General features: G+C 70.0%; 23 protein-coding genes. 16 read left to right on the forward strand and 7 right to left on the reverse strand.

Annotated features, from left to right (window positions below; genetic code table 11):
• Window positions 1-5: 5 nt before the first annotated feature.
• The 3 genes from BBK14_RS33295 (at window position 6) to BBK14_RS33305 (ending at window position 3,708) form a co-directional block, all read left to right on the forward strand.
• Window positions 6-1,022 (forward strand): SCO2522 family protein, encoded by a 1,017-nt coding sequence (locus BBK14_RS33295; protein ID WP_083391422.1) that lies wholly within the window; start codon window positions 6-8, stop codon window positions 1,020-1,022.
• 68 nt (window positions 1,023-1,090) lie between these two features.
• A complete protein-coding gene (locus tag BBK14_RS33300) occupies window positions 1,091-2,185 on the forward strand; it encodes an SCO2521 family protein (protein WP_241832058.1) in 1,095 nt (364 codons plus the stop codon).
• Window positions 2,186-2,763: 578 nt separating this feature from the next.
• Entirely contained in the window at window positions 2,764-3,708 is a 945-nt protein-coding gene (locus BBK14_RS33305; protein ID WP_020464290.1) for a hypothetical protein, read from the forward strand.
• A gap of 41 nt (window positions 3,709-3,749) precedes the next feature.
• Here the strand turns inward: BBK14_RS33305 and BBK14_RS33310 are convergent, their stop codons facing one another.
• Together BBK14_RS33310 and BBK14_RS33315 are read right to left on the reverse strand one after the other, a co-directional pair.
• Window positions 3,750-4,337, reverse strand: a complete 588-nt coding sequence (locus BBK14_RS33310) for a GNAT family N-acetyltransferase (RefSeq protein ID WP_071067106.1) — start codon at window positions 4,335-4,337, stop codon at window positions 3,750-3,752.
• Window positions 4,338-4,374: 37 nt separating this feature from the next.
• Complete coding sequence (locus tag BBK14_RS33315; protein ID WP_071067142.1) at window positions 4,375-4,992, reverse strand: hypothetical protein; 618 nt, start codon at window positions 4,990-4,992, stop codon at window positions 4,375-4,377.
• Between the two features lie 254 nt (window positions 4,993-5,246).
• Here BBK14_RS33315 and BBK14_RS33320 point away from each other — a divergent pair, with 254 nt between their 5' ends.
• On the forward strand, window positions 5,247-6,794 hold the full coding sequence (locus BBK14_RS33320; RefSeq protein ID WP_071067107.1) for a toll/interleukin-1 receptor domain-containing protein: 1,548 nt from the start codon (window positions 5,247-5,249) through the stop codon (window positions 6,792-6,794).
• 37 nt (window positions 6,795-6,831) lie between these two features.
• On the opposite strand, the gene BBK14_RS33325 is transcribed toward BBK14_RS33320, so the two are convergent.
• From BBK14_RS33325 to BBK14_RS33345, 5 genes are all read right to left on the reverse strand, one after another.
• Complete coding sequence (locus BBK14_RS33325; RefSeq protein WP_020464286.1) at window positions 6,832-7,173, reverse strand: metallopeptidase family protein; 342 nt, start codon at window positions 7,171-7,173, stop codon at window positions 6,832-6,834.
• 56 nt (window positions 7,174-7,229) lie between these two features.
• On the reverse strand, window positions 7,230-7,838 hold the full coding sequence (locus tag BBK14_RS33330) for an FHA domain-containing protein (protein ID WP_071067108.1): 609 nt from the start codon (window positions 7,836-7,838) through the stop codon (window positions 7,230-7,232).
• A gap of 13 nt (window positions 7,839-7,851) precedes the next feature.
• Window positions 7,852-8,307 carry a Rieske (2Fe-2S) protein gene (locus BBK14_RS33335; protein WP_071067109.1) on the reverse strand — a complete coding sequence of 152 codons (456 nt, stop codon included), beginning with the start codon at window positions 8,305-8,307 and terminating at the stop codon, window positions 7,852-7,854.
• A gap of 11 nt (window positions 8,308-8,318) precedes the next feature.
• On the reverse strand, window positions 8,319-8,915 hold the full coding sequence (locus BBK14_RS33340) for a DUF6529 family protein (protein WP_071067110.1): 597 nt from the start codon (window positions 8,913-8,915) through the stop codon (window positions 8,319-8,321).
• 448 nt (window positions 8,916-9,363) lie between these two features.
• On the reverse strand, window positions 9,364-9,801 hold the full coding sequence (locus BBK14_RS33345) for a hypothetical protein (RefSeq protein ID WP_018501672.1): 438 nt from the start codon (window positions 9,799-9,801) through the stop codon (window positions 9,364-9,366).
• An 830-nt stretch (window positions 9,802-10,631) separates the two neighbouring features.
• Here BBK14_RS33345 and nifH point away from each other — a divergent pair.
• The 12 genes from nifH to BBK14_RS33405 all read left to right on the forward strand — a co-directional run bounded on the left by nifH (window position 10,632) and on the right by BBK14_RS33405 (window position 22,277).
• Window positions 10,632-11,501: a nitrogenase iron protein gene (gene nifH, locus BBK14_RS33350; RefSeq protein WP_020464282.1), complete on the forward strand. Its 870-nt coding sequence runs from the start codon at window positions 10,632-10,634 to the stop codon at window positions 11,499-11,501.
• Window positions 11,502-11,547: 46 nt separating this feature from the next.
• On the forward strand, window positions 11,548-13,008 hold the full coding sequence (nifD, locus tag BBK14_RS33355; RefSeq protein WP_071067111.1) for a nitrogenase molybdenum-iron protein alpha chain: 1,461 nt from the start codon (window positions 11,548-11,550) through the stop codon (window positions 13,006-13,008).
• A gap of 67 nt (window positions 13,009-13,075) precedes the next feature.
• Window positions 13,076-14,632: a nitrogenase molybdenum-iron protein subunit beta gene (gene nifK / locus BBK14_RS33360; protein WP_071067112.1), complete on the forward strand. Its 1,557-nt coding sequence runs from the start codon at window positions 13,076-13,078 to the stop codon at window positions 14,630-14,632.
• Window positions 14,633-14,946: 314 nt separating this feature from the next.
• Window positions 14,947-16,320: a nitrogenase iron-molybdenum cofactor biosynthesis protein NifE gene (nifE, locus tag BBK14_RS33365; protein WP_071067113.1), complete on the forward strand. Its 1,374-nt coding sequence runs from the start codon at window positions 14,947-14,949 to the stop codon at window positions 16,318-16,320.
• A complete protein-coding gene (gene nifN / locus BBK14_RS33370; RefSeq protein ID WP_071067114.1) occupies window positions 16,320-17,771 on the forward strand; it encodes a nitrogenase iron-molybdenum cofactor biosynthesis protein NifN in 1,452 nt (483 codons plus the stop codon). The genes nifE and nifN overlap by 1 nt, the downstream gene beginning before the upstream one ends.
• Window positions 17,765-18,211, forward strand: coding sequence for a nitrogen fixation protein NifX (nifX, locus tag BBK14_RS33375; protein ID WP_071067115.1), 447 nt, complete (start codon window positions 17,765-17,767; stop codon window positions 18,209-18,211). Before nifN ends, nifX begins: the two co-directional genes overlap by 7 nt.
• A gap of 40 nt (window positions 18,212-18,251) precedes the next feature.
• Window positions 18,252-18,719 carry a NifX-associated nitrogen fixation protein gene (locus BBK14_RS33380; protein WP_071067116.1) on the forward strand — a complete coding sequence of 156 codons (468 nt, stop codon included), beginning with the start codon at window positions 18,252-18,254 and terminating at the stop codon, window positions 18,717-18,719.
• On the forward strand, window positions 18,709-18,954 hold the full coding sequence (locus tag BBK14_RS33385; RefSeq protein ID WP_071067117.1) for a CCE_0567 family metalloprotein: 246 nt from the start codon (window positions 18,709-18,711) through the stop codon (window positions 18,952-18,954). The genes BBK14_RS33380 and BBK14_RS33385 overlap by 11 nt, the downstream gene beginning before the upstream one ends.
• Window positions 18,951-19,331 carry a nitrogenase-stabilizing/protective protein NifW gene (gene nifW / locus BBK14_RS33390; RefSeq protein ID WP_071067118.1) on the forward strand — a complete coding sequence of 127 codons (381 nt, stop codon included), beginning with the start codon at window positions 18,951-18,953 and terminating at the stop codon, window positions 19,329-19,331. The genes BBK14_RS33385 and nifW overlap by 4 nt, the downstream gene beginning before the upstream one ends.
• Entirely contained in the window at window positions 19,328-19,681 is a 354-nt protein-coding gene (locus BBK14_RS33395) for a nitrogen fixation protein NifZ (protein ID WP_071067119.1), read from the forward strand. Before nifW ends, BBK14_RS33395 begins: the two co-directional genes overlap by 4 nt.
• On the forward strand, window positions 19,678-21,660 hold the full coding sequence (gene nifB, locus BBK14_RS33400; protein ID WP_071067120.1) for a nitrogenase cofactor biosynthesis protein NifB: 1,983 nt from the start codon (window positions 19,678-19,680) through the stop codon (window positions 21,658-21,660). The genes BBK14_RS33395 and nifB overlap by 4 nt, the downstream gene beginning before the upstream one ends.
• Window positions 21,657-22,277 carry an iron-sulfur cluster assembly accessory protein gene (locus BBK14_RS33405; protein WP_071067121.1) on the forward strand — a complete coding sequence of 207 codons (621 nt, stop codon included), beginning with the start codon at window positions 21,657-21,659 and terminating at the stop codon, window positions 22,275-22,277. Before nifB ends, BBK14_RS33405 begins: the two co-directional genes overlap by 4 nt.
• Window positions 22,278-22,311: the final 34 nt, after the last annotated feature.

Consider the following 22,311-nt stretch of genomic DNA (forward strand, 5'->3'; position numbering starts at 1 on the left):
CACACGTGGAACCATTCTCCGGCGGGCCGACGACCGTGCCCGGGTCCGCGGTGTTCCGTGAGACGAGCGCCGTCGAGCGCACCGTGGAGGTCCCGCTGGCCCATCTGTCGGTGGAACTCGGCCATTTCTACCCGGAAGACCTGGCGGGCGGCGCCGGCGTACTGGCGGAGCATTTCCGGCGGATAGCGCCGTGGGTGGACCGGCCGCGGCTGGGCTCGCTCGCCGGCGGCGCGGGTGGCGCCGCCCGTGCTGGCCGGGCCCCCCGGGTGAGCACCTGCCTGCTCGTCGACGACTACTCCGACCAGGGGAAGATGCCGCCGCCGGCAGCAGTGGTGCCACAGCTGCTCGCCGCCGCGCGAGCCCAGGACATCGTCATCGACTACATCGCGCGGGAGTCGGCGTGCGCCGCCGCCGAGAACGTACCGTTGGCGCGCATCGTCGAGGGAGCGCTCGTCGCGGACCCGCCCTACGGGGCGAACGGCTCGCGTCCGACGCTGAACGAGACTGGCTGGCTGTGTAACGGAGCCCGCTCGCCGTCCACCACCGGGACAAGGGCGATGGGAGTCGCGGAGCCTTGGCAGCCGCCGACGGAAAACGGCTCGCGCCGCCACTCGGTCTTCCTCGATGTGGAGCTGTGGAGCGAACACCGCGGGCACCATGCCTGGTCGTGCGCCTTTCTGGCGGCGGTGTGGCAGCTCCTGCGACTGGGCCTGCTGCGGGCCGGTGGCGAGACGGTGGTCCGCCCGGTGACGGTCGATCCCGCGGACCTGCCGGACCGCTGGGCCGACTTCCCATCGATCGGCCGCCTAACCCCGGCCCCTGCGCCTTTCTGCGCCTACCGGACCTTCTCCGTGCTCGATACCGGCTACCTTCCGGTCGAGCACGCCGTGCGGGTGATCCTCGGCCAGGTGGGGGTCGACTCGGCAGCGCTCTCGGCCACGGAACGTCGTGCGGGAGCCGAGGGCATCGCGCTGCCGCCTGAGCCCGCGGACCGTCTTTCCTACTTTTTTCTGGGCCGTTGATGGCCGCTCCGAAGGCGACGGCTGTTCCGAGGGCGCCCAAGGCGCGCGAGCCCGCCGAAGAGCTGGACATGTTGGTCGGCGAGGTCCGTACCACCCTGCTGCAGAACTCCCACCGCGTCGGCGCCACCACCGTCGCCGCGCTGCTGGACATCGTGCCGGGAGGCCGGGTCCGCAGCGCTACCAGGCCCGTCGCCCATGCGTTCTCGCCCGACGTACGGGTGGGCGTGCACTGCCCGCTCGCCACCATCTCGGGCACCAGAGCAGACGGTGCGGGAACGGCCGTGGCCCGAGCGTCCGTCACCGGGGGCACAGTCCTGCAGGCCTCCACCCGGGCCAGGCTCACCCGAGCCGCGGGCGAGCGCAGACTGCCGTGGTCGCACTATGTGGCGAACCCGGGGATAATCGAGGTCGCCGGGCGCACTGACGCGGACGACCTGGCTGCGGGATTCCTGACAACACAGACCCGGGCATCCCTCGATCTCGGCGCGGTCAGCAGCCGATTGCTCAGCCGCGTTCAGCGCAGGCCGGGTATCGACCGAGTCACCTCGTTGCGGGCGCGCCGAACGCAACTACGATTCGCCGTCACCTGGCGGTCTTCTGATTCGGCCGTGCTGCCACAATTATTGGGTGCGCAGCGGAGGATTTCCGATTTCCCCTCGGTCCCCACCGGGTCGGCGGAGTCGTTTCACCGGAACAGCGAGCCGGCTGCTTCCGTCTCACCGGTGAGCGTCGAGTTCACCATCCAGGATGAAACGCTGCGTACGCTGCGGCTGCGGCTCGGGAGATGCGATCCGTCCGACGTCGTGGCCGCGTGCGAGGACCTCGCCCTTCACGACTGGCTGCTTTCCACGGTGGAGTCCCTGCTCGATAACAGTCGGATCGGGGTTGATTCCGCCCAGGAGGTGGTGCGGCGCTTCCGTCCGGTGATCGATCACCTGCTCCACCTGTGGATGCCCGGGGCGAGGGTCACCGAGGAGCTGGCCGAGGTGTGGGCCGCGCTGGAAAGACGTCCCGGCTTCTCGCGGGAGTGGTCCAGCCTGGTCGGGCGGATCAGGGATCAGCTCGCGCTGGCAGGACTCGAGTCGTCGTCGAGCCTGTCCGCCTTGGCACGGGTCGCGGGCGTCTGCCAGGCGGGAGCTGAGGAGGACTCCGTCGGCGCGTGACCGAGGTCGAACAGGGGGAGGTGCAGGTGAGCGCGGCGTTCGGATGGTTCGGCTTGGCGGTCGCCGTCGGGGGCGCCGTGTTTCTACCGGGTTTTCTGCTCGGTGGGGAGATCGCCTGGGTGGCCATTCTTGCTGTCCATCCAGGCGGCGTCGTACCTGTAGCGCAGCGTAAGGATTTGTCATGCTCAGGTGCGTGCCGGGGTGGAGGTTTGGGCGGTTGACGTGGGCGGGGTGGCGGAGCCGTCCGGCGCGGAAATTCCGGGCCCGATTCCGGACAATTTCATGTTTTTTGATGAAGAAGTGAGTTGTGGGGGCAGTGGTGTCGAAGGCTTGACAATGAAGATCCGCTCCAATCCAATTAATATGCGGGAACGATCGACTCAGTCCTCCTGTCTCTGGGATGCCGCTATCAGTCTCGATCATTTTGGGTGCTCCTCGCCGGACTAGAAGCCAGCTCCTCCTGGATTTCGGGCGGACACCGGCCGAGGAAGGCGTTCGCTGGAGCTTCGGAAACACTCCTACGGCGTGTTGAGAGGAAGGGAAGAGTGTCTGTGGTCAGGATAATCAGGCAGGTTGCGGTGGCGGTCGCGACCGGCGGTGCTACTTTTCTGCTGAGCTATTTACTCGACGGAGAGATGACCTGGACAATGATGCTCTCCGTCTTCATCGGCGGTGTCGTCCTTGTCGTTCAGCACCTGGTAGACGTCGAGAGCAAAGTGGAGGCGGCCGCGGACGCGCAGGCCGAGCGCCTTTCGGGGTTCGAGCGGCGGCTGGACCGGGTCGACCGCGGCGTACGCCTGCTGGAGTCGCTGGAGAGCTCGGCCGTCGAGGCGGCTGTCCCCGGAGCGCGGCCCATCAGCGGGCTGGTCGAGCGGTCCGCGAAGTTCGTTCCCCCGTCGCCCGTTCTGGGCCGGCTCGTGGCCGAGGAGATCCGGGCCATGAACGAGCTTCTTCGCGGCCTCGAGGGCGATTCCGCGACCTGTCAGGGAGAGGACCGCGACTGGATCCTGGCGCTCACCCGGGGAGCCCAGCGGACGATCTCGGCGACCAGCACCACCGCTGCCGACGGTGGGCGACGCAGTTTCAGCGACGGATTCTGGAAGAGTGAGCTGGGCCGCGCGTATCTTGCGGCGCAGCGGGAGGCAGTGGGTCGCGGCGTTAGCGTCCGGCGGGTTTTCATCCTCAACAGCGAGAAGATCCGGCGCAATTCGGATTTCGTCAAGATCTGTGAGGATCAGCGTAACGCGGGAATCATCGTGCACAGTGTCGTGGTGCCCGGCGGCGACCAGCTCGGCAGCGGCGGGACGGGCTGGCGCAAGACGTTCCGTGACTTCATTCTCTTCGATGACGAGGTCAGTTACGAGGTGGAGGTCGGTGCCCTGCAGGGCGCCAGCATCACGAGCACCCACCTGAAGTTCGACCGGACGCGCATCGGTGAGCGCATCGCGCTGTTCAACGAGATCTGGGCCGAGGCGCAGGCGGCCGCGGCCGCGGACGAGGCCGCCCGGCGTTCGGCGAGCTGACGTCGACCGGGGCAGGCAATCCGCCAATCCGCTCAGGCCGCTCAGGCGAGTACGCGGGGCGCGGGGTTGCCGGGTGGGAGGAAGCGGTGCATGACGTAGAGGTCCACGTCGCCGTGCCACGGGTGGCGGTACGCGGCGGGCAGGGTGCCGATCACCCGGAACGCCAGTGATCTCCACAGCGCCACCAGCCGGGTGTTCGCGGCGACCACCGAGTTGAGCTGCATCGCGCGGTAGCCGAGGTCGGCGGCGTAGTCGACCATGCCCTCGGCGGCCGCCCGGCCGATCCCGCGGCTGCTGGCCAGGTCGGTCCCGTAGCCGCCGGGGCCGAACGCGCCCCCGCCGAAGTTGACCACGGTCGGGTCGACCAGCAGCTGGGCCAGCGCCACGTGGTCACCCAGGCCCGGCTGGCTGGGTGTGAGCAGCGCCGTCGCGACGATGCGGGTCGAACCGGGGCCGTCCTCGACCTCCATCACCAGCACGTGCGCGGGTGCCGGCAACATCCACAGGCCCCGCGCGCTCCGCTCGTCGGTGCCCGGTGCCCACATGCACGTCTCACCCTCGGCGACGACGGCCTCCCAGACCGGCCAGATGGCCGGCCAGTCGCCCTCCGCTGCCCGACGTGTCCGCACATACCGATCCTGCCCGTGAACGCACCGAAATGGGACGTCAGCTCTCCGCGGGGGTAGCGCGTTCGACTGAGAATCCCGTGCATCCGCCCACCCCGCGGACGCTGCCTTCGACGCGGTCGGGCGTGCCGGCCCTCGGGGTGCCCGTGAGATTCACCATCTCGTAGCCGGCGGGGCGACTGACCCATTCGTGACCGTCGAGCCTTATCTGACCGCCCTGAACGGAACCGGTCATGGTGAACGAGCCACGGGGAACAGTGGGGTTCTCCGGCAGCGGGTAGAAGTCGAAGGTCGCGGTGAGCGCGGCCGGGCCGGTCCCCGCGATCCGCAGCGACAGACCGGTGGTTCCCTGAGCACAGGCATAGCTTCCCCGCCACGCCCCGTCGACCGCCACCCCGGCCACGACCGGCCCGCCCGCGGACGGCGGCCCGCCGGCGGCGGCCCCCGTCCCGCCCGGACGCGAGTCACCTGGATCCGAGCCGCCGGCGTTGCCGCGGTGTTCCGTGCCCGGCGGCGGAACCGCCGCCGCGCCGACGGGGCCATCGACCCCGGGTGTGGCGCTCCCGCCGCCGCAGCCCGTCAGGGCGAATGCGAGGCCGGCGAACAGAACGACCGCCAGCGATCCCGTATTTCGAAGGCTTCTCGGCTCGCGTCGCATTCGGAGTGCCTCCCATTCGCCAGTACCGCCGTCACCGGTCGTCAGCACGCGCCGATTTCCGGGGCGCCAGACGATCCGCGATGTGACTGTCGCATCCTCGACGCTGCGCCGCACCGAGGTACGGCGCCGGATCGCCCGCGTCGGCGCACTACTATTGTGGTCGACGCCGTTCGGCGGGTAGCCCGGAGGGTCCGCGTGGGCGTCGGAATGCAGCAGGCACCGGCATACGATGCACGAGCCGGACGGGGGAGTCCATGGCCAGGTCCTTTTCCGAATCCGAGCTGGGTGAACTGGCGAGGGTCTACCATCGGCAGCGTTCCGCGACATTGCTGTTGGCGCTCGCGGGTATCGACCGCGAACGCCATCCCAGCTGGGACAGCACCACCTCCCGGGACTTCTGGCAAGCGGTGGGTGAGCAGGTCGCGTCGGGATGGGGCGGGCCGGATGCCGCCGACCGCATCCTGGCCGTCGCGGCCGAGGAGTATCCCGCTAACGACGTCTTCCGCCGCTCGGTGGGAGCCCTGTCGTCCAGCTCCCCGGCCGCGGTCGGGAGCGCCGCCGCTGTGACGGGCACCTCCGCCAGGAGTGGTCGCGTCGCCGACCCCTTCGGGAGTTCCGGCACGTCCGACTCACCCGGTCCGCTCTCAGTCCTGGGGACGATCGTCGTGGTCGACGCGGTGAGCTTCAGCAAGAACGGCGCGCTCGTCCATCTGGAGTGGCGCAGGGGCATCAGCGCCGTCACGGCGCGGGCGGCGTCCGCCGCGGGTATTCCGGCGGAGTTCATGCACTTCAACGACCGCGGTGACGGATTCATGCTGATCGTCGACGGCCGGATACCCGCCGAGACGGTGGTCGCCGACTTCACCCGGGAGCTTCGGATCGACCTCGGCAGATACAACAGCACCCGCAACAGCACCGGCCGGATCCGGCTGCGCATCGCGGTGCACGAGGGCCGGGCGTTCGTGGACGGCACGGGCCTTGCCGGCACGCCCGCGATCAACACGGCGAGGCTGGTCGACGCCGACGAACTGCGCGAAGTCCTCAGGAAGTCCGACGCCCTGGACACCGCACTGATCGTCTCGGACGCGATCTACCAGTCGACGGTCAGTGAGCGGCTGCGCGGGCTCGACCCGGACGACTTCGTGCGAGTCGAGGTCAAGACGGAGAAGTACAAGGGCGTCGCGTGGATCGCGGGGCGCGGGAACGCCGACGCGGCCCGCGCGGCCGGTTCGGGGGAGGAGGCCCGTCTGATGGCGGTCGAACAGCTGTCCGTGCCCGAGGCGACGACCGGCAGGTGGGACTTCCTGATCTCGTGCACGGCCGCCGACGAGGACTGGGGCCAGTGGATCGCCCATCAGCTCCAGACCGCGAAGTACAAGGTGCACCTGGACGCCTTCGACATGGTGGCGGGCAGGGGACGCGTCGCGGAGTGGCACGACGCGGTCCGGTACTCGACCCGGACGATCGCGGTGCTGAGCGAGAACTACCTGACCGCGGCCAGGGAGATCCAGGCCCAGTGGCAGGCAGCCTGGGAGGGCGATGGCACCGGCGCCGGGAACAACTCGGCCGGCGACGGAGGCGGCAAGGGCGGGGAAGGCGGGGTCGAGCGTCGGTTGATCCCGGTGGTGGTCCGGCCGTGCTACCCGGACGGCCTGCTCAAGGGCATCACGCCGATCGACCTGACCAGACTGCGGGACGACCGGGATGCCGCCCGCGACCATCTTCTGGAGGAGGTCGCGGCCTCGCTGAGCGGGCGGCGCAGGCGCTCGGAGGACCCGCCCCCGTTCCCGGGAGAAAGCTGACCGTTCCGGGTGGTGYTGACCACCGGTTCCGGGTGGTTCAGTGCCAGCCGAGTTCGTCCAGGCGGTCGTCGCCTATACCGAAGTGGTGCGCGATCTCGTGGATGACGGTGATCCGCACCTCACGCACGACGTCCGCCTCTGTGGCGCTCATGGCGCAGATCGGGTTGCGGTAGATCGTGATGCGGTCGGGGAGCACGCCGCTGTACCAGTCGCCCCGCTCGGTGAGGGGGATTCCCTCGTAGAGGCCCAGCAGGCCGTCCGCGGAGTCGTCCTCGACGAGGACGGCGACGTTGCGCATCCGTCGTCCCAGCTCGGGCGGCAGGCTGTCCAACGCGGCGACGACCAGTTCCTCGAACCGCTCCGGGCTGACGGTGACCACGGCTCCCATCCTGCCGTGCCGGCACGGTGCCGCCGGCGCGGCAGGACGGCCGGGTGTCAGGAGAGGGCGACCAGGGCGCCGAGGGCGAATCCCACGGCGGCGAGCCAGACCAGGGTCGGCAGCGCGCGCAGCCAACCGCCCAGGGCGGGCCTCGGCGCGGCCCCGCCACCAGCTCCAGCCCCGCCACCAGCGCTGGCCCCGGCCCCGGCGGAGCCGGCCCCGGCACCCACTGGTTCAGGCGTCCGAGCGGCCGGGACGGGCGGCGCGGCCTGCCCGGGGACCGGCCGGCGGCCCTGCCCGGCCAGCATGGTCTCGGCATCGGCGTTGTCGAGCTTCGGCCGCGGCGCCGCGGCCGGCGGGCGCTGGACCGGCCGGAACGCCCGGAGCAGGACCTCCGGACCACTCAGCCCGCCCAGCCGGATGCGGATCTCGCCGTCGACGGCGAACTGCTTCGCCCGCGCCCCCTCGCTCCAGACGCCGTTGGTGCTCAGGTCACGCGCCGTCCAGCCGTCCGGGCCCGGGGCGAGCTCGACGTGCCGGCGGGAGACCTTCGTGTCCTGGACGGTGATGTCCGCCTCGCGGCTGCGGCCGATCACGTAGGACCGGTCCGGGGTCAGCTCGACCGTTCCCGTGGCCGTGGTCACCCGGATGGTGCTCAGGTCCATGTTCTCCCCCTTCTCAGCCGCGGAAGACAGCGTCGTCGCGCACGGTCACCGGGATCGGCGCGAGYGGCTCGCCGGCCGGCCCGGCGACGGGAGCACCGGTCTGCGCGTCGAACTTGCTGCCGTGGCACGGGCAGATGATCTTCCCCCCCTCGACCGAGCTGACGTTGCAGCCCTGGTGCGTGCAGACGGATGTGAACGCCTTGACGCCGTTCCCGCCGTCCCGGGTCAGGACCATGCTGGCGTCCTCGAGGACCAGGCCGCCGTTCGCGGGGATGTCGGCGAGGTTGGCCAGCGGCGTCGCGGTGTCGCCCCCGCCCGCGGCCGTCCCCACCGCGTTGGCCTCGGCGGCGGGCGGCTTGGGGTCGGCCGCGCTACTGCCCGAGGCCACCACATAGCCGGCGGCGGCACCCGCCGCGGTCACGATGAGGCCGGGTACGACCACGCGCCGGGTCGGAGCTTCCTGCGTCATGCCGGCCTTCCTCAGAATTTCGGGATGTCGGTACGGGTGAAAAACCACAGCGACGCGCTCAGCCAGAGCACGACGAGGGAGAGGAGAACCGCCGATCCCAGTACCGGCAGTGCCCATCCCGGGAGTTTTCGCGTCCGCAGGCCGAGCATTTTCGCCGCGTAGGCGCCGTAGAAGACACACCCCGCGAGGCTGTGCACGAGCACGCGAGAATCGCTGCTGGCGAATCCGAGGGCCCAGATGCAGTGGAAGGCGACGGGCAGCGTCAGCACGAACGCGACCGTGCCGCTCCAGCGGTGGACGGGTGCCGTCCAACCGGGTGCCCGGCCGGCTCCGGGCAGCCGTCCCCACATCCACAGGGCGGTCGTGAGCTGGATGAACAGGAGGACGGCCGCGGCCGTGGTGAGCCAGGCCTTCATCGGCAGCATGCCGGAGAAACCCAGGGTGAACAGCGGCCGACGGGCGGGGTCGTGGGTCTTCGAGTAGACCGCCAGCGCCAGTGTGACCGCCACTCCGGTCAACAACGCGACGGCGATACCGAGCCCCGCCGAAGGCGCGCGTGTGCTATCCGGAGCCGTATTCGAACCGGAACTTTCTGTACCCAGTGCCATCCGCCCCCCCGTTCGCCAACATTCCCGCTCGGCGCACTATGCAGCAAAAAGGGGGGTGCGGTCTAGCTTCGTCGCTCGGCTGACAGCCCGCCGGCGGAACAGCGCCGTCGCGGCGGAAAGCGGAATGAGGTTTCCGGAAGGGTCCGGAGACGCGGGCCGAGCGGCTGGCCGGTGGTGCCGACAGGCGAGGCGGTGGGCGGCGGTGCCGACAGGCGACCGGAACGGTCTGCGGCTGCGGCTGCGGGTGACGTGCTCGTGTGCGCGGGTGTGCCGCGCGTGCATACGGGGCGGGAAGGTCCTCCCGGCCGGACGGGCCGATCCGGCCCTTCCGACCCGTCCGGCGGACGTCACGCTCGGGTCGTGACCTTCCGATGCTGACCGAGGGACCGGGAGCGGACCTCCGGGGGAGCCCGGGTGCCCTGCCCCGCCCTACCGCGGGCGGCCGGCGTCAGTGCAGCGGACCCTGGCAGTCCTTGCACCGCTCGCTGAGGATCGACAGGAGCTCGACCGCCTTGATCGAGGCGTCCCGCACCTTGGCGAGGTCCTGCGAGGAGTTCAACCGGAGCAGCGCGGACTCCGCGCCGTCGGTCGCACCCTCGCTGAGCGCGTCGACGATCTCCGCCGCCGGGGTGCCGTACTGGTACAGGAGAACCTGCTTGTCCTGGTAGGACGGCAGCTCGGCGGGGAGGTGGCCGAGGCCCACTCCCGCGAGTTTCCGGCTGAGGATCTGCCGTACATTGGTGCCGAGCCGGCCGTAGCCGCCGATCTCGCGCAGGACTGCCATGTCGATCCGATAGACACCGTTGTTGCCGACGACCGCGGTGCGCAGTTCTTCCCATGTGATGGGCGAGCCGGTCCAGGCGTCGACGGCCTGAGCTTCCGTCACTTCCTACCGTCCTGGCTTTCGGTACCGCTGCTGATGGGACCGAGCTGTTTGCTGGGTGCTGTTTGCCGGGTGTTGACCGGTGCTTTTATCCCGTGTGCGCGAGGCAACGCTATCCGACCTCTCGGACCTGGTCCAGACAGGACCGGCACGGGTGGTTTCGGAAACGTAAAGGCGCGGCCGGCCCGCTTCCGGGGGAGCCCTGCCGAGGGCGCTCGGGAGGGGCCCGCGACCCCCGTTACCCGCAATTAGGACGATAGTCAACCGCGAACGCGGCAAAATCTGGTGGTAGAGTTCCGCAAACACGGATATGTATGGCCTCGCCGGGCGCAGGTGCGGGGGTGACCGAGCACTCAGGGCCCGTGATTCGGTGTTGTACGTCACACCAGAGCCGGTATATCGGGGGCGGTCACCAGGGAGGACACTCCTGATTAACGGCCCGCTGACCCGGCTGAAACCGGATCGGCCGCCGAGTGGGGGTGCCCCCGGTGGGCCTGTGCCGCGCCTTCCGCCGCGGCCCGTGCCGCCGCACGTGCAGGTCGCGGGGCGGCCCAGGAATCGCATCAAAAACTTATCCTCGGAATTATCCTTCAGGCTTTCCTGAGTGGTGAGGTAGCACCCCGTGGGGTCGATTTCTTGTTAACGGAGCGGTTACCGACGTACATGCGTCCGAAATGAATCCCTCCTACGGTTTCTACATATCGCGGCAAGCCGGGAGGGCGAGCTACCAGCGCCCAGTCGGTTCGCGGGGCCACGACCGCAACCGATTTCCGAACCGCGGGACGCACTGCACGAAACCGTGCGTGCGTACGCAGCTCCAGGAGGAGAATGCAATGCGCCAGATCGCGTTCTACGGCAAGGGTGGTATTGGCAAGTCCACCACCCAGCAGAACACCATGGCTGCCATGGCCGAGATGGGCCGTCGCGTCATGATCGTCGGCTGCGACCCCAAGGCTGACTCGACCCGCCTCATCCTGCACTCGAAGGCCCAGACGTCCGTCATCCAGCTCGCGGCGGAGAAGGGCTCGGTCGAGGACCTGGAGCTGGACGAGGTCCTGGTCGAGGGCCAGTGGGGCATCAAGTGCGTCGAGTCCGGTGGCCCGGAGCCGGGCGTGGGCTGCGCCGGCCGTGGCGTCATCACCTCCATCACCTACCTGGAGGAGGCCGGCGCCTACGAGAACCTCGACTTCGTCACCTACGACGTCCTCGGTGACGTTGTCTGCGGTGGCTTCGCGATGCCGATCCGCCAGGGCAAGGCCCAGGAGATCTACATCGTGACCTCCGGCGAGATGATGGCGATGTACGCCGCGAACAACATCGCCCGCGGTGTCCTCAAGTACGCGCACTCCGGTGGCGTGCGTCTCGGTGGGCTCATCTGCAACAGCCGTAACACCGACCGCGAGGACGAGCTGATCATCGAGCTCGCCCGCCGTCTCAACACCCAGATGATCCACTTCATCCCGCGTAACAACGTCGTGCAGCACGCCGAGCTGCGCCGGATGACGGTCATCGAGTACGACCCCGAGAACAGCCAGGCCAACGAGTACCGCCAGCTGGCCAAGAAGATCGACGAGAACGACATGAAGACCATCCCCACCCCGATCAGCATGGACGAGCTCGAGGAGCTGCTGATCGAGTTCGGGATCATGGAGCAGGAAGACGAGTCGATCATCGGCCAGAAGGCCAACGCGACCGTCGCCTGAGGCTCCGGCCACCTGCTCTGACACTGTCGAGGATGAGGTCCCGATCATGACGACGACTCCGGCTCCGCAGCGGGCCGAGACCGAGGCGATGATCGCCGAGGTCCTGGAGCAGTACCCCCAGAAGGCGGCCAAGTTCCGGGCCAAGCACCTCAAGGCCAACGACCCCGAGGGGTCGAAGGAGTGCGAGGTCAAGTCCAACATCAAGTCCCGCCCCGGGGTCATGACGATCCGTGGCTGTGCCTACGCCGGTTCCAAGGGCGTGGTGTGGGGCCCGGTGAAGGACCTGGTCACGATCAGCCACGGCCCGGTCGGCTGCGGCCAGTACTCCTGGGCCACCCGGCGCAACTACGCCCGCGGTCCGTGGGGTGTCACCAACTTCACCGCGATGCAGATCACCACGGACTTCCAGGAGAAGGACATCGTCTTCGGCGGTGACCCCAAGCTGGAGCAGGTCTGCGACGAGATCAACGAGCTCTTCCCGCTGGCCAAGGGCATCTCGGTCCAGTCCGAGTGCCCGATCGGTCTGATCGGCGACGACATCGAGGCGGTTTCCCGCACGGCGTCGAAGAAGCTTGGCAAGCCGGTCATCCCGGTCCGCTGTGAGGGCTTCCGCGGTGTGAGCCAGTCGCTCGGCCACCACATCGCCAACGACGCGGTCCGCGACCACGTGCTCGRCACCGGCGGCGAGTCGTTCAAGGAGACCCCGTACGACGTCGCGCTCATCGGCGACTACAACATCGGCGGCGACGCCTGGGCGTCCCGGCGGATCCTCGAGGACATGGGCCTGCGCGTCATCGCCCAGTGGTCCGGCGACGGCACGCTGAACGAGATGGCCTCGACGCACCTGTCGAAGCTGAACCTGATCCACTGCTACCGCTCCATGAACTACATCTGCACCACCATGGAGGAGCGTTACGGCACTCCGTGGATCGAGTTCAACTTCTTCGGGCCGACCAAGATCGTCAACTCGATGCGGGCCATCGCGGCCAAGTTCGACGAGACGATCCAGGCGAAGACCGAGGCCGCGATCGCGCGTTACCAGAAGCGCTTCGACGAGATCACGGCGGCCTTCAAGCCGCGTCTCGACGGCAAGCGCGTCATGCTCGCCGTCGGCGGTCTGCGCCCCCGCCACACCATCGGCGCCTACGAGGACCTCGGCATGGAGGTCGTCGGTACCGGTTACGAGTTCGCGCACAAGGACGACTACACCCGCACGTACGCCGAGCTCAAGGAAGGCGTCGTGCTCTACGACGACCCGACGGCGTTCGAGCTGGAGGAGTTCGCCAAGCGGCTCAAGCCGGACCTCATGGGTGCGGGCGTCAAGGAGAAGTACGTCTTCCACAAGATGGGCATCCCCTTCCGCCAGATGCACTCCTGGGACTACTCCGGGCCGTACCACGGCGTCGACGGCTTCGCGGTCTTCGCCCGCGACATGGACATCGCGATCAACAGCCCGACCTGGGACCTCATGGAGACCCCCTGGTCGAAGGCCGGAGAGGTGTTCTGACCGGATTTTCCGGTCTCCGCCGGCGATCGCCGGCGGCCATCAGTCACGGTAGAAAGGAGGATGTCCGGTGACGACGACTCCCGAGACAGGCAGTTCCATTCCGTTGCGGGTCCTCGACCACAGCGAGCTGTTCAAGGACGAGGTCTACCAGAAGCAGTTCGAGGGCAAGGCCGAGTTCGAGAACGGCAGTGAATCCGCCGAGGTTTCCCGCGTCCTCGAGTGGACCCGCGGCTGGGAGTACCGGGAGAAGAACTTCGCCCGGGAGGCGCTGACCGTCAACCCGGCGAAGGCCTGCCAGCCGCTCGGTGCGGTGCTCGCGGGCCTCGGGTTCCAGGGCACGCTGCCGCTCGTGCACKGTTCGCAGGGCTGTGTCGCGTACTTCCGCAGCCACTTCGCCCGGCACTTCAAGGAGCCCGTCCCCGCGGCATCCACGTCCATGACCGAGGACGCGGCGGTCTTCGGCGGCCTGAACAACCTGGTCGAGGCGCTGGAGAACGCGACCAGCCTGTACAAGCCGAAGATGGTCGCGGTCAGCACCACCTGCATGGCCGAGGTCATCGGTGAGGACCTCTTCGCCTACATCGGCGCGGCCAAGGACAAGGAGGTGATCACCGCCGACTACCCGGTTCCCTACGCCCACACCCCGAGCTTCGTGGGCTCGCACATCACCGGGTACGACAGCATGCTCAAGGGAATCCTTGAGAACCTGACGAAGTCGGCGGACGCGACGGAGCCGGCGACCGGTGGGAAGCCCCGGCTGAACATCATCCCCGGTTTCGAGACCTACACCGGTAACCTCCGCGAGTACCGGCGCGTGCTCGAGCTGATGGGCGTGGACCCGCTGATCCTCGGCGACCACGCCGACTCGCTCGACTCGCCGGCCGACGGGGAGTACGACCTCTACCCCGGTGGCACGCCGCTGGCCGAGGCGGCGAAGGCGAAGTTCAGCCGCGCCACCGTGCTGCTGCAGGAGTCCGCCACCCGCAAGACCACCGAGCTGATCCGGGACGTGTGGAAGCAGGACACGCTGGTGCTGGAGACCCCGATCGGGGTCCGCGGCACCGACCAGTTCCTGACCGAGATCGCCCGGCTGGCGGGCGTCGAGATCCCGGCCGAGCTCACCGTCGAGCGCGGCCGTCTCGTTGACGCCCTGACGGACTCGCACGCCTACCTCCACGGCAAGAGGGTCGCCATCGCCGGCGACCCGGACCTCGTCGTGGCGCTGACCCGCTTCGTGCTCGAGCTCGGCATGATCCCGGTGCACGTGCTCAGCACGAACGCCGACACCACCTTCAAGGCCCGCATGGAGAAGGTGCTCTCGGCGAGCAAGTTCGGCGAGGCGGCCACCGTCTGGCCGGAGAAGGACCTGTGGCACCTGCGGTCGCTGGTCTTCACCGAGCCGGTCGACCTGCTCATCGGCAGCACCTACCTGAAGTACATCTCCCGGGAGGCGAACGTTCCGCTGGTGCGGGTCGGGTTCCCGATCTTCGACCGGCACCACCTGCACCGCTTCCCGATCGTCGGCTACACCGGCGGGCTGCACCTGCTCACGCAGCTCGTGAACACCGTGCTGGACGAGCTTGACCGGACCAGCCCGGACCATAGCTACGACGCCGTGCGCTAGGCCCCGTCCGGGGGACGCCTCCTGAGCGTCCGGTGTCCCCCGGGCGGCGCGCACGGCCTTCCCAGTGGTCGGCCGGCTGGCGGCCCCGAGCCCCCGCTCCGCCGGGGCCCCCGCCCGCGCGCTGGGACCGCGCCCCCCGCGCCGCGGAGGCAGGTGCCCCGCCACTGCCGGGGCCGGCGCCCCAGCCGGCCGGCCACCATCCCACCGGCACCATCCGCCAGCACCACCCCGGTTCAGAAGAACTGCTGGTCCATCGAACGGCCCGCTCACCCAGCTCACCGAGGGGACGACCCTCCCTAAGCCGAGAGATCGCCATGRCCGCCACTGACCGTGCAACGCTATTCACCGAACCGGCATGTGATCACAACCGCGAGAAGTCCGCCAAGGAGCGCAAGGCCGGGTGCCCCAAGCCCGCGCCCGGCGGCACCAGCGGCGGATGCACCTTCGACGGTGCGATGATCACACTGGTTCCGATCGTCGACAGCGCCCACGTCGTGCACGGCCCGATCGCCTGCGCAGGAAACTCCTGGGACGGGCGGGGGAGCCTCTCCTCCGGCCCCGACCTCTACCGCCGCGGCTTCACCAGCGACGTCGGTGAGCAGGACGTCATCTTCGGCGGCGAGCAGCGCCTGTTCGACACCATTCTCGAAGCCGTCCGCCGGCACCACCCGCCGGCGGTGTTCGTCTACTCGACCTGCGTCACCGCCATGATCGGCGACGACCTCGACGCCGTCTGCGCGGCGGCCGCCGCGCACACCGGCGTCCCGGTCATCCCGGTGCACGCCCCGGGGTTCGCCGGCAACAAGAACCTGGGCAACCGCCTCGCCGGCGAGGCCCTGCTCGAGCACGTCATCGGGACGGTCGAGCCGCCCGACGTGACCGAGCTCGACGTGAACCTGGTCGGCGAGTACAACATCGCCGGCGAGCTGTGGGACGTCCTGCCGGTGCTGGCCAAGATGGGCATCCGGGTCCGGGCCTGCATCAGCGGCGACGCGCGTTACGCGGACGTCGCCGCGGCGCACCGGGCCCGCGCGACGATGGTCGTCTGCTCCCGGGCGCTGCTGGGCCTGGCCCGCGGCCTGGAGGATCGCTACGGCATCCCCTGGTTCGAGGGCAGCTTCTACGGCGTCCGCGCGATGAACGACACCCTGCGCGAGTTCGCCCGCCTGCTCGGCGGCGCGGAGCTGGCCCGGCGCGCCGAGGAGGTCATCGCCCTCGAGCAGACCGCCGTCGACCTGGCCCTGGAGCCCTACCGTGAGCGGCTCGCCGGCAGGCGCGCGGTGCTCTACACCGGCGGGGTCAAGAGCTGGTCGATCGTCTCCGCGCTGCAGGACCTCGGCATCGAGGTCGTCGCGAACGGCATCACCAAGAGCTCCGACGGCGACGTCGAGAAGATCCGCGAACTGCTCGGCCCCGACGCCAGGATCGTCTCCGAGGGCAGCCCGCGAGAGCTGCTGCGCATCGCCGAGGAGACCCGCGCGGACATCCTCGTCGCCGGCGGCCGCAACCAGTACACGGCGCTCAAGGGCCGGCTGCCGTTCCTCGACATCAACCAGGAGCGGCACATCCCCTACGCGGGCTACCGCGGCGCGGTCGAGCTGGCCCGCCGCCTCGACATGGCGCTGTCGAACCCGGTGTGGGAGCAGGTCCGCGCCCCCGCGCCCTGGGACGTCGAGGGGGTGGCGTGATGGCGAGGGTCGTCACGAGTGACCGCCGGCCCGGCCTGGACCCGCTGCGGTTCAGCCAGCCGCTCGGCGGGGCGCTGGTCTTCCTCGGCCTCGCCGCGGCGATGCCCGTCATGCACGGGTCGAAGGGCTGCGCCTCGTTCGCCAAGGCGCTGCTGACCCGGCACTTCAACGAGCCCGTCCCGCTGCAGACCACCGGTGTCACCGAGGTGTCCGCGGTACTCGGTAGCGGCGACGACCTCGTCGCCAACCTGGACGGCATCCGCGCCAAGCAGAACCCGCGGATCATCGGCCTGCTGACCACCGGCGTCACCGAGGTCAGCGGCGAGGACGTCGCCGGCCAGGTGCGCCAGTACATCGCGATGATGAACCACACCACGCCCGAGGGCGCGCCGCTGATCGTGCGGGTGTCCACGCCGGACTTCGCCGGCGGGCTGTCGGACGGCTGGTCGGCCGCGCTGCGCTCGCTGGTCACCACCGTCCCCTTCGACCACGCCGACTCCGACGATTACCCGGGTTCGCGCTCCGGTCCCGGAACCGGTTCCGCGCCCGAGACGGTCGCCGTGCTCGTCGGGCCGTCCCTGTCGGCCGCCGACCTCGACGAGCTCTGCGCGCTGATCCGCTCCTTCGGGATGGCGCCGGTGCTGGTCCCGGATCTCTCCGGCTCCCTCGACGGGCACYTGGCCCCGTCCTGGCAGCCGACGACGACCGGTGGCACGGGGCTCGCGCAGCTGCGCCGCCTCGACGAGGCCGGACTGATCATCACCGCCGGCGCGACCGCCGCGGAGGCCGGGGTTGACCTGGCCGCGCGGACCGCCGCCGACCTGATCCACCACGACCACCTCAGCGGCCTCGCCGCGGTGGACAGGCTGGTCACCGAGCTGATGGCCTACTCGGGACGCGGACCGGCGCCCGAGGTGCGGCGGGCCCGCGCCCGGCTGGCGGACGGCCTGCTCGACACCCACTTCGTCCTCGGCGGGGCGCGGATCGCGCTCGCGATGGAGCCCGAGGCGCTGGTCGCCGTCGGCTCCCTGCTGCACGACGTCGGCGCGGAGATCGTCGCGGCGGTGTCGCCGACGGACGCTCCCGTGCTCGCCACCGCCCCCTGGGACGAGATCGTCATCGGCGACCTGACCGAGCTGGAGGAACGCGCCCTCGAAGGCGGCGCGGAACTGCTCATCGGGTCGAGTCACGTCCGCACGGTCGCCGACCGCATCGGCGCCGCCCACCTGGCCGTCGGATTCCCGATCTACGACCGGCTCGGATCGGCGCTGCGCACGACCGCCGGGTACGGGGGCAGCCTGCGGCTGCTCGTCGACGCGGCGAACCGGCTGCTCGACCACCACCAGGCGGATCACCGGGCCGATCACCGCCCGGGGCGCCACGACGTCCGCGAACATCCGCTCGACTCGTTCGACCAGCTCGACGTTCTGTGCCAGGAGTCCCCATGTTGAAGATCGCTTTTGCGACGAGCGACGGCCACGCCGTGGACCAGCACTTCGGCTGGTGCCGCCGGTTCGACGTCTACGAGGTCGGGCCCGAGGGCTTCCACCTGTTCGAGACCAGAGAGCTCGGGCCCGCGGAGGACGACGAAGAGGACAAGATCGCCTCGAGGCTCGCGGCGGTCGTCGACTGCGCGATCCTCAACGTCTGCGACATCGGAGGGACGGCGGCGGCGAAGGTCGTCAAGGCCCGGATCCACCCGATGAAGGTCCCCGTGGGCACCGAGATCGACGCCCTGCTCGCCAAGTTCGTCGGCGTGCTCGCGGGCAACCCGCCGCCCTGGCTGCGCAAGGTCCTTCGGGCGCACAGCCCGCAGGTGGCGCCCGCCTGGACCCCGACCTCCTCGCCGTCGGCCACCGCCGCGCCGGTCGCGCCGGCCAGGCCGCAGTAGACCCCGCCACCTCGAACCCGATGACCATGGGAGGAACGGCATGACCACACCGGCCCCCAGCGCAGGCGGCCAGCTCGAGGGGTTCCTGCGGGACCTCGTCGATCAGCTCCGCGCCGGCGACACCTACGGCAACCTCGACCGGCTGCCCGACGAGCAGCTGCTCGGCCCGTTCATCCTGACCCGCGAGCAGCGGCGGCAGATCGCCTCCAACTGCGACATCGACGCCGTCATCGAGGGGCGCGTGCGCTCCTTCTACCAGGCCGTCGCCGCCTCGGTGGAGAAGGCGACCGGGGTCATCACCACCACCGTGCTCGACCTCAACCACGAGGGCTTCGGCCGGGTGATCGTCTTCGGCGGGCGGCTGGTGGTGCTCTCCGACGTCCTGCGCGACGTCCAGCGCTTCGGCTTCAACTCGCTCGAGGACCTCGCCGCCCGTGGCGAGGCCATGGTCACCGCCGCCGCCAAGCTCGTCGAGCAGTGGAGGGAGGTCGCCCGCGATGACTCCTGAGACCAGCACCAGCACCGATGTCGCCGCCGTCACGACCCGGCTGCGCAAGCTGAACAGCAAGGCCTCGCAGCTCAAGCTCGACCTGCACGACCTCGCCGAGGACCTCCCGATCAACTGGGAGAACATCCTCGACCTCGCCCGCCGTACCTACGACGCCTACGCCGAGATCGCGCTGCTGGAGAACGAGCTGCGCGCCGGCGCCGCCGGTGGCACCGGGAAGGGAGCGGGAGCATGAGCGCGCTCACCAGCCAGCTCGAGGAGTTCCGCCGCTGCTCGACCGCCGAGCAGTACTTCGAGCTGCTCGACGTCGACTACGACCCGCGGGTGGTGGCCGTCAACCGGCTGCACATCCTGCGCTTCTTCGCAGAGGAGATCGCCGGCCTGCACGAGGGGGCCGACGCCGAGGTGTCCCCCGAGGCGCTGCTGCGGGACTACCGGGCAGCCCTCGTCCGCGCCTACGAGGCCTTCACCACGGCCACCGCGCTGGACCACCGCCTGTTCAAGGTGCTGAAGGACCGCGCGCCAGAGCCCGCCGGGTTCGTCCCCATGTCCGAGATCACGGTCGAGCGACCGGCGACCACCCAGACCGACGAGAAGGGCCAGCAGCGATGAAGTCGACCTTCGACGTAGGTGACGTCGTCGCCACCACCAAGGCCCTGCGCCAGGACGGGACCTTCCCGGACCCGAACATCGCGACCGGCCAGATCCTGGTCGAGCCCGGCACCCGGGGCGAGGTCATCAACGTGGGCCTGTACCTGCAGGAGCACATCGTCTACGCCGTCGCGTTCGAGAACGGCCGGGTCGTCGGCGCCCTCGAGCGCGAGCTCGAGGCCGCGGTGCGGGAGACCTCCCCGTCCAGCCGGGCCGCCGCCACCGCCACCGCCCATGCCACAAGTTCCGCGGCTGACAGCAGCGCCGCCGTGACCAGCGGGACCACCGACAAGGAGGAGGGGCTGTCGTGAACAACGAGCCCGTCATGCTTCCGGTGCTGCCCGCCGCCACGGCGGAGCTGCTGACCGGTCGGACGGCCACCCCTGGTCAGAACGGCTCGCCCGCCCAGGGCGCGGCGCCCGCCCCGGGTGGCGGCTGCGCGTCCAAGAAGAGCTGCGGCAGCAGCACTCCGGCCACCGATCCGGAGATCGCCGAGAAGATCGCCAACCACCCCTGCTACAGCTCCGAGGCGCACCAGTACTACGCCCGGATGCACGTGGCGGTGGCGCCCGGCTGCAACATCCAGTGCAACTACTGCAACCGCAAGTACGACTGTGCGAACGAGAGCCGGCCCGGCGTCACCAGCGACCTGCTCACCCCCGAGGACGCGCTCGCCAAGGTCAAGCTGGTCGCCAGCGAGATCAAGCAGATGAGCGTGCTGGGCATCGCYGGCCCCGGCGACCCGCTCGCCAACCCGAAGCGCACCTTCCGCACCCTGGAACTGGTCGCCCGGGACTGCCCCGACATCAAGCTGTGCCTGTCGACGAACGGGCTCACCCTGCCCGACCACGTCGACCGCATCGCCGCGCTGAACGTCGACCACGTCACGATCACGATCAACATGATCGACCCCGAGGTCGGCGAGCGGATCTACCCCTGGGTCGCTTACAAGGGCAAGAAGTACACGGGCCGGGAGGCGTCGAAGATCCTCTCCGAGCGCCAGCTCGAGGGCCTCGCCATGCTGGCCGAGCGCAAGATCCTCGCCAAGGTCAACTCGGTGATGATCCCGGGGGTCAACGACGAGCACCTCGTCGAGGTCTCGAAGACCGTCCGCGGGCTCGGTGCCTTCCTGCACAACGTGATGCCGCTGGTCTCCGCCCCGGAGCACGGCACCGTGTTCGGCCTCGCCGGCCAGCCGGGCCCGACGCCCCAGCAGCTCAAGGCCCTGCAGGACCGCTGCGAGGGCGAAGACGGCGCCGACATGAACATGATGCGGCACTGCCGGCAGTGCCGGGCGGACGCCGTCGGCCTGCTCGGCGAGGACCGCGGTGACGAGTTCACCCCGGAGACCTACCAGGGCCGCGAGATCGCCTACGACCTGGAAGGCCGCCTCGCCGCCCACGCCGAGATCGAGCGGTGGCGCCAGGAGACCCGCGCCGAGCGCGAGACGGTGACCGTCGCCGGCCCGGCGACCAGGCCCGACGACGTCGTCCTGGTCGCCGTCGCGACCAAGGGCAGCGGCGTGGTCAACCAGCACTTCGGCCACGCCTCCGAGTTCTGGATCTACGAGGCCGGCCGCAGCTGGGCCCGGCTCGTCCAGACCCGCGACGTGCAGCGCTACTGCGAGGGCCCGACCGAGTGCGGGGACGGCGCCTCGGTGCTCGACAAGACCATCGAGATGCTCTCCGACTGCTCCGCCGTCCTGTGCAGCAAGATCGGCCCGGGGCCGTACGACGCGCTCGAGGCCGCCGGGATCGAGCCGGTCGAGGTCTACGAGCTGATCGAGAAGGCCGTCGCCACCGTCGGCGGCCGGCTCACCGCGGCCGCCCGCGCGGCCGTCCCGGTGAACCCCGACCCCGCCGGCACCGGTTTCACGGACCTCGACGAGATCGACCTCGACGAGGTGGAGGCCGAGATGGCCGAGGCCGAGCTGGTGCGCGCCGAGCTGGTGCAGGGCGAACTGGTGGACGTCGACCTGCTCGACCCGGACCTCATGGACGACGACCCGTTCGAGTTCGCCGTCACCGTCCGGCCCGGCTCCTGCTCGGGTGAGGGCGGCAAGTCCGGCTCCTGCTCCGGCGGCGGCCACCGCCACGACGCCGGTTCCGGCCACCGCCACGACGCCGAGCACGCCCGTACCGACCCGCGCACCGAGAAGTCCCGCGCGGAGCGGACCACCCCGGAGAAGGCGCGCGCCGACGGTGCCCGCCCCGCCCACACCCGTTCCGTCGGCACCGGCTCCCACAGCGCCGGCACCGACGTCACAGACCTGGAGGTAGCGCGGTCATGACCCTCGTCCAGAGCACCATCGAACTGACCGAGCGCGCCCGCGCCCAGGTGCGGACCCTGCTCGGCGGCAGCGCGGAGACGGCCGGCTTCGGCCTGCGTGTGGGCGTGAACCCGGGCGGCTGTTCCGGCCTCACCTACAACCTGGCGCTCGCCCCAGGAGCCGAGAGCGACGACATCGTCATCCACTCCGACGGGTTCGACGTCTTCGTCAACTCGTCGATGATGGGGCACCTGCGGGGGCTGCGGATCGACTATGTCGAGTCGCTGACCTCCTCCGGGTTCACCTTCACCAACCCGAACGCGACCAGCTCGTGCGGCTGCGGCAACTCGTTCGGCACCCCGGAGGAGCCCGAGCGCGCCGAGGCCGACGACCGGCTGCGCGGCCAGGTCGAGGACGTCATCGCCGAGATCCGGCCGTTCCTGCAGGGCGACGGCGGCGACGTGCAGCTCGTCACCGTGCTCGCGGGTAACGGGGAGCCGGGCACCGCCGAGGTCCACATCCGGCTTGTCGGCGCCTGCAACGGCTGCTCCAGCGCCTCGGCCACCGTCACCGCGGTGATCGAGAAGCGCATCAAGGAGAGCCTGCCCGAGATCGGCCGCGTCGCCCTCGTCTCCTGACGGCGAACCCCGGCCCACCACACCGACCCCCCGA

The sequence above is a fragment of the Parafrankia soli genome, from assembly GCF_001854695.1.
Classification (GTDB): Bacteria; Actinomycetota; Actinomycetes; order Frankiales; family Frankiaceae; genus Parafrankia; species Parafrankia soli.

Excerpts from the sequence above, each read along its gene's own strand:
- BBK14_RS33320 (WP_071067107.1), top strand. The coding sequence starts at position 5,247 with ATGGCCAGGTCCTTTTCCGAATCCGAGCTGGGTGAACTGGCGAGGGTC.
- nifX (WP_071067115.1), top strand. The coding sequence starts at position 17,765 with ATGTTGAAGATCGCTTTTGCGACGAGCGACGGCCACGCCGTGGACCAG.
- nifH (WP_020464282.1), top strand. The coding sequence starts at position 10,632 with ATGCGCCAGATCGCGTTCTACGGCAAGGGTGGTATTGGCAAGTCCACC.
- BBK14_RS33395 (WP_071067119.1), top strand. The coding sequence starts at position 19,328 with ATGAAGTCGACCTTCGACGTAGGTGACGTCGTCGCCACCACCAAGGCC.
- BBK14_RS33385 (WP_071067117.1), top strand. The coding sequence starts at position 18,709 with ATGACTCCTGAGACCAGCACCAGCACCGATGTCGCCGCCGTCACGACC.
- nifW (WP_071067118.1), top strand. The coding sequence starts at position 18,951 with ATGAGCGCGCTCACCAGCCAGCTCGAGGAGTTCCGCCGCTGCTCGACC.
- BBK14_RS33315 (WP_071067142.1), bottom strand. The coding sequence starts at position 4,992 with ATGCGACGCGAGCCGAGAAGCCTTCGAAATACGGGATCGCTGGCGGTC.
- BBK14_RS33300 (WP_241832058.1), top strand. The coding sequence starts at position 1,091 with ATGTTGGTCGGCGAGGTCCGTACCACCCTGCTGCAGAACTCCCACCGC.
- BBK14_RS33330 (WP_071067108.1), bottom strand. The coding sequence starts at position 7,838 with ATGGACCTGAGCACCATCCGGGTGACCACGGCCACGGGAACGGTCGAG.
- BBK14_RS33380 (WP_071067116.1), top strand. The coding sequence starts at position 18,252 with ATGACCACACCGGCCCCCAGCGCAGGCGGCCAGCTCGAGGGGTTCCTG.
- BBK14_RS33340 (WP_071067110.1), bottom strand. The coding sequence starts at position 8,915 with ATGGCACTGGGTACAGAAAGTTCCGGTTCGAATACGGCTCCGGATAGC.
- BBK14_RS33405 (WP_071067121.1), top strand. The coding sequence starts at position 21,657 with ATGACCCTCGTCCAGAGCACCATCGAACTGACCGAGCGCGCCCGCGCC.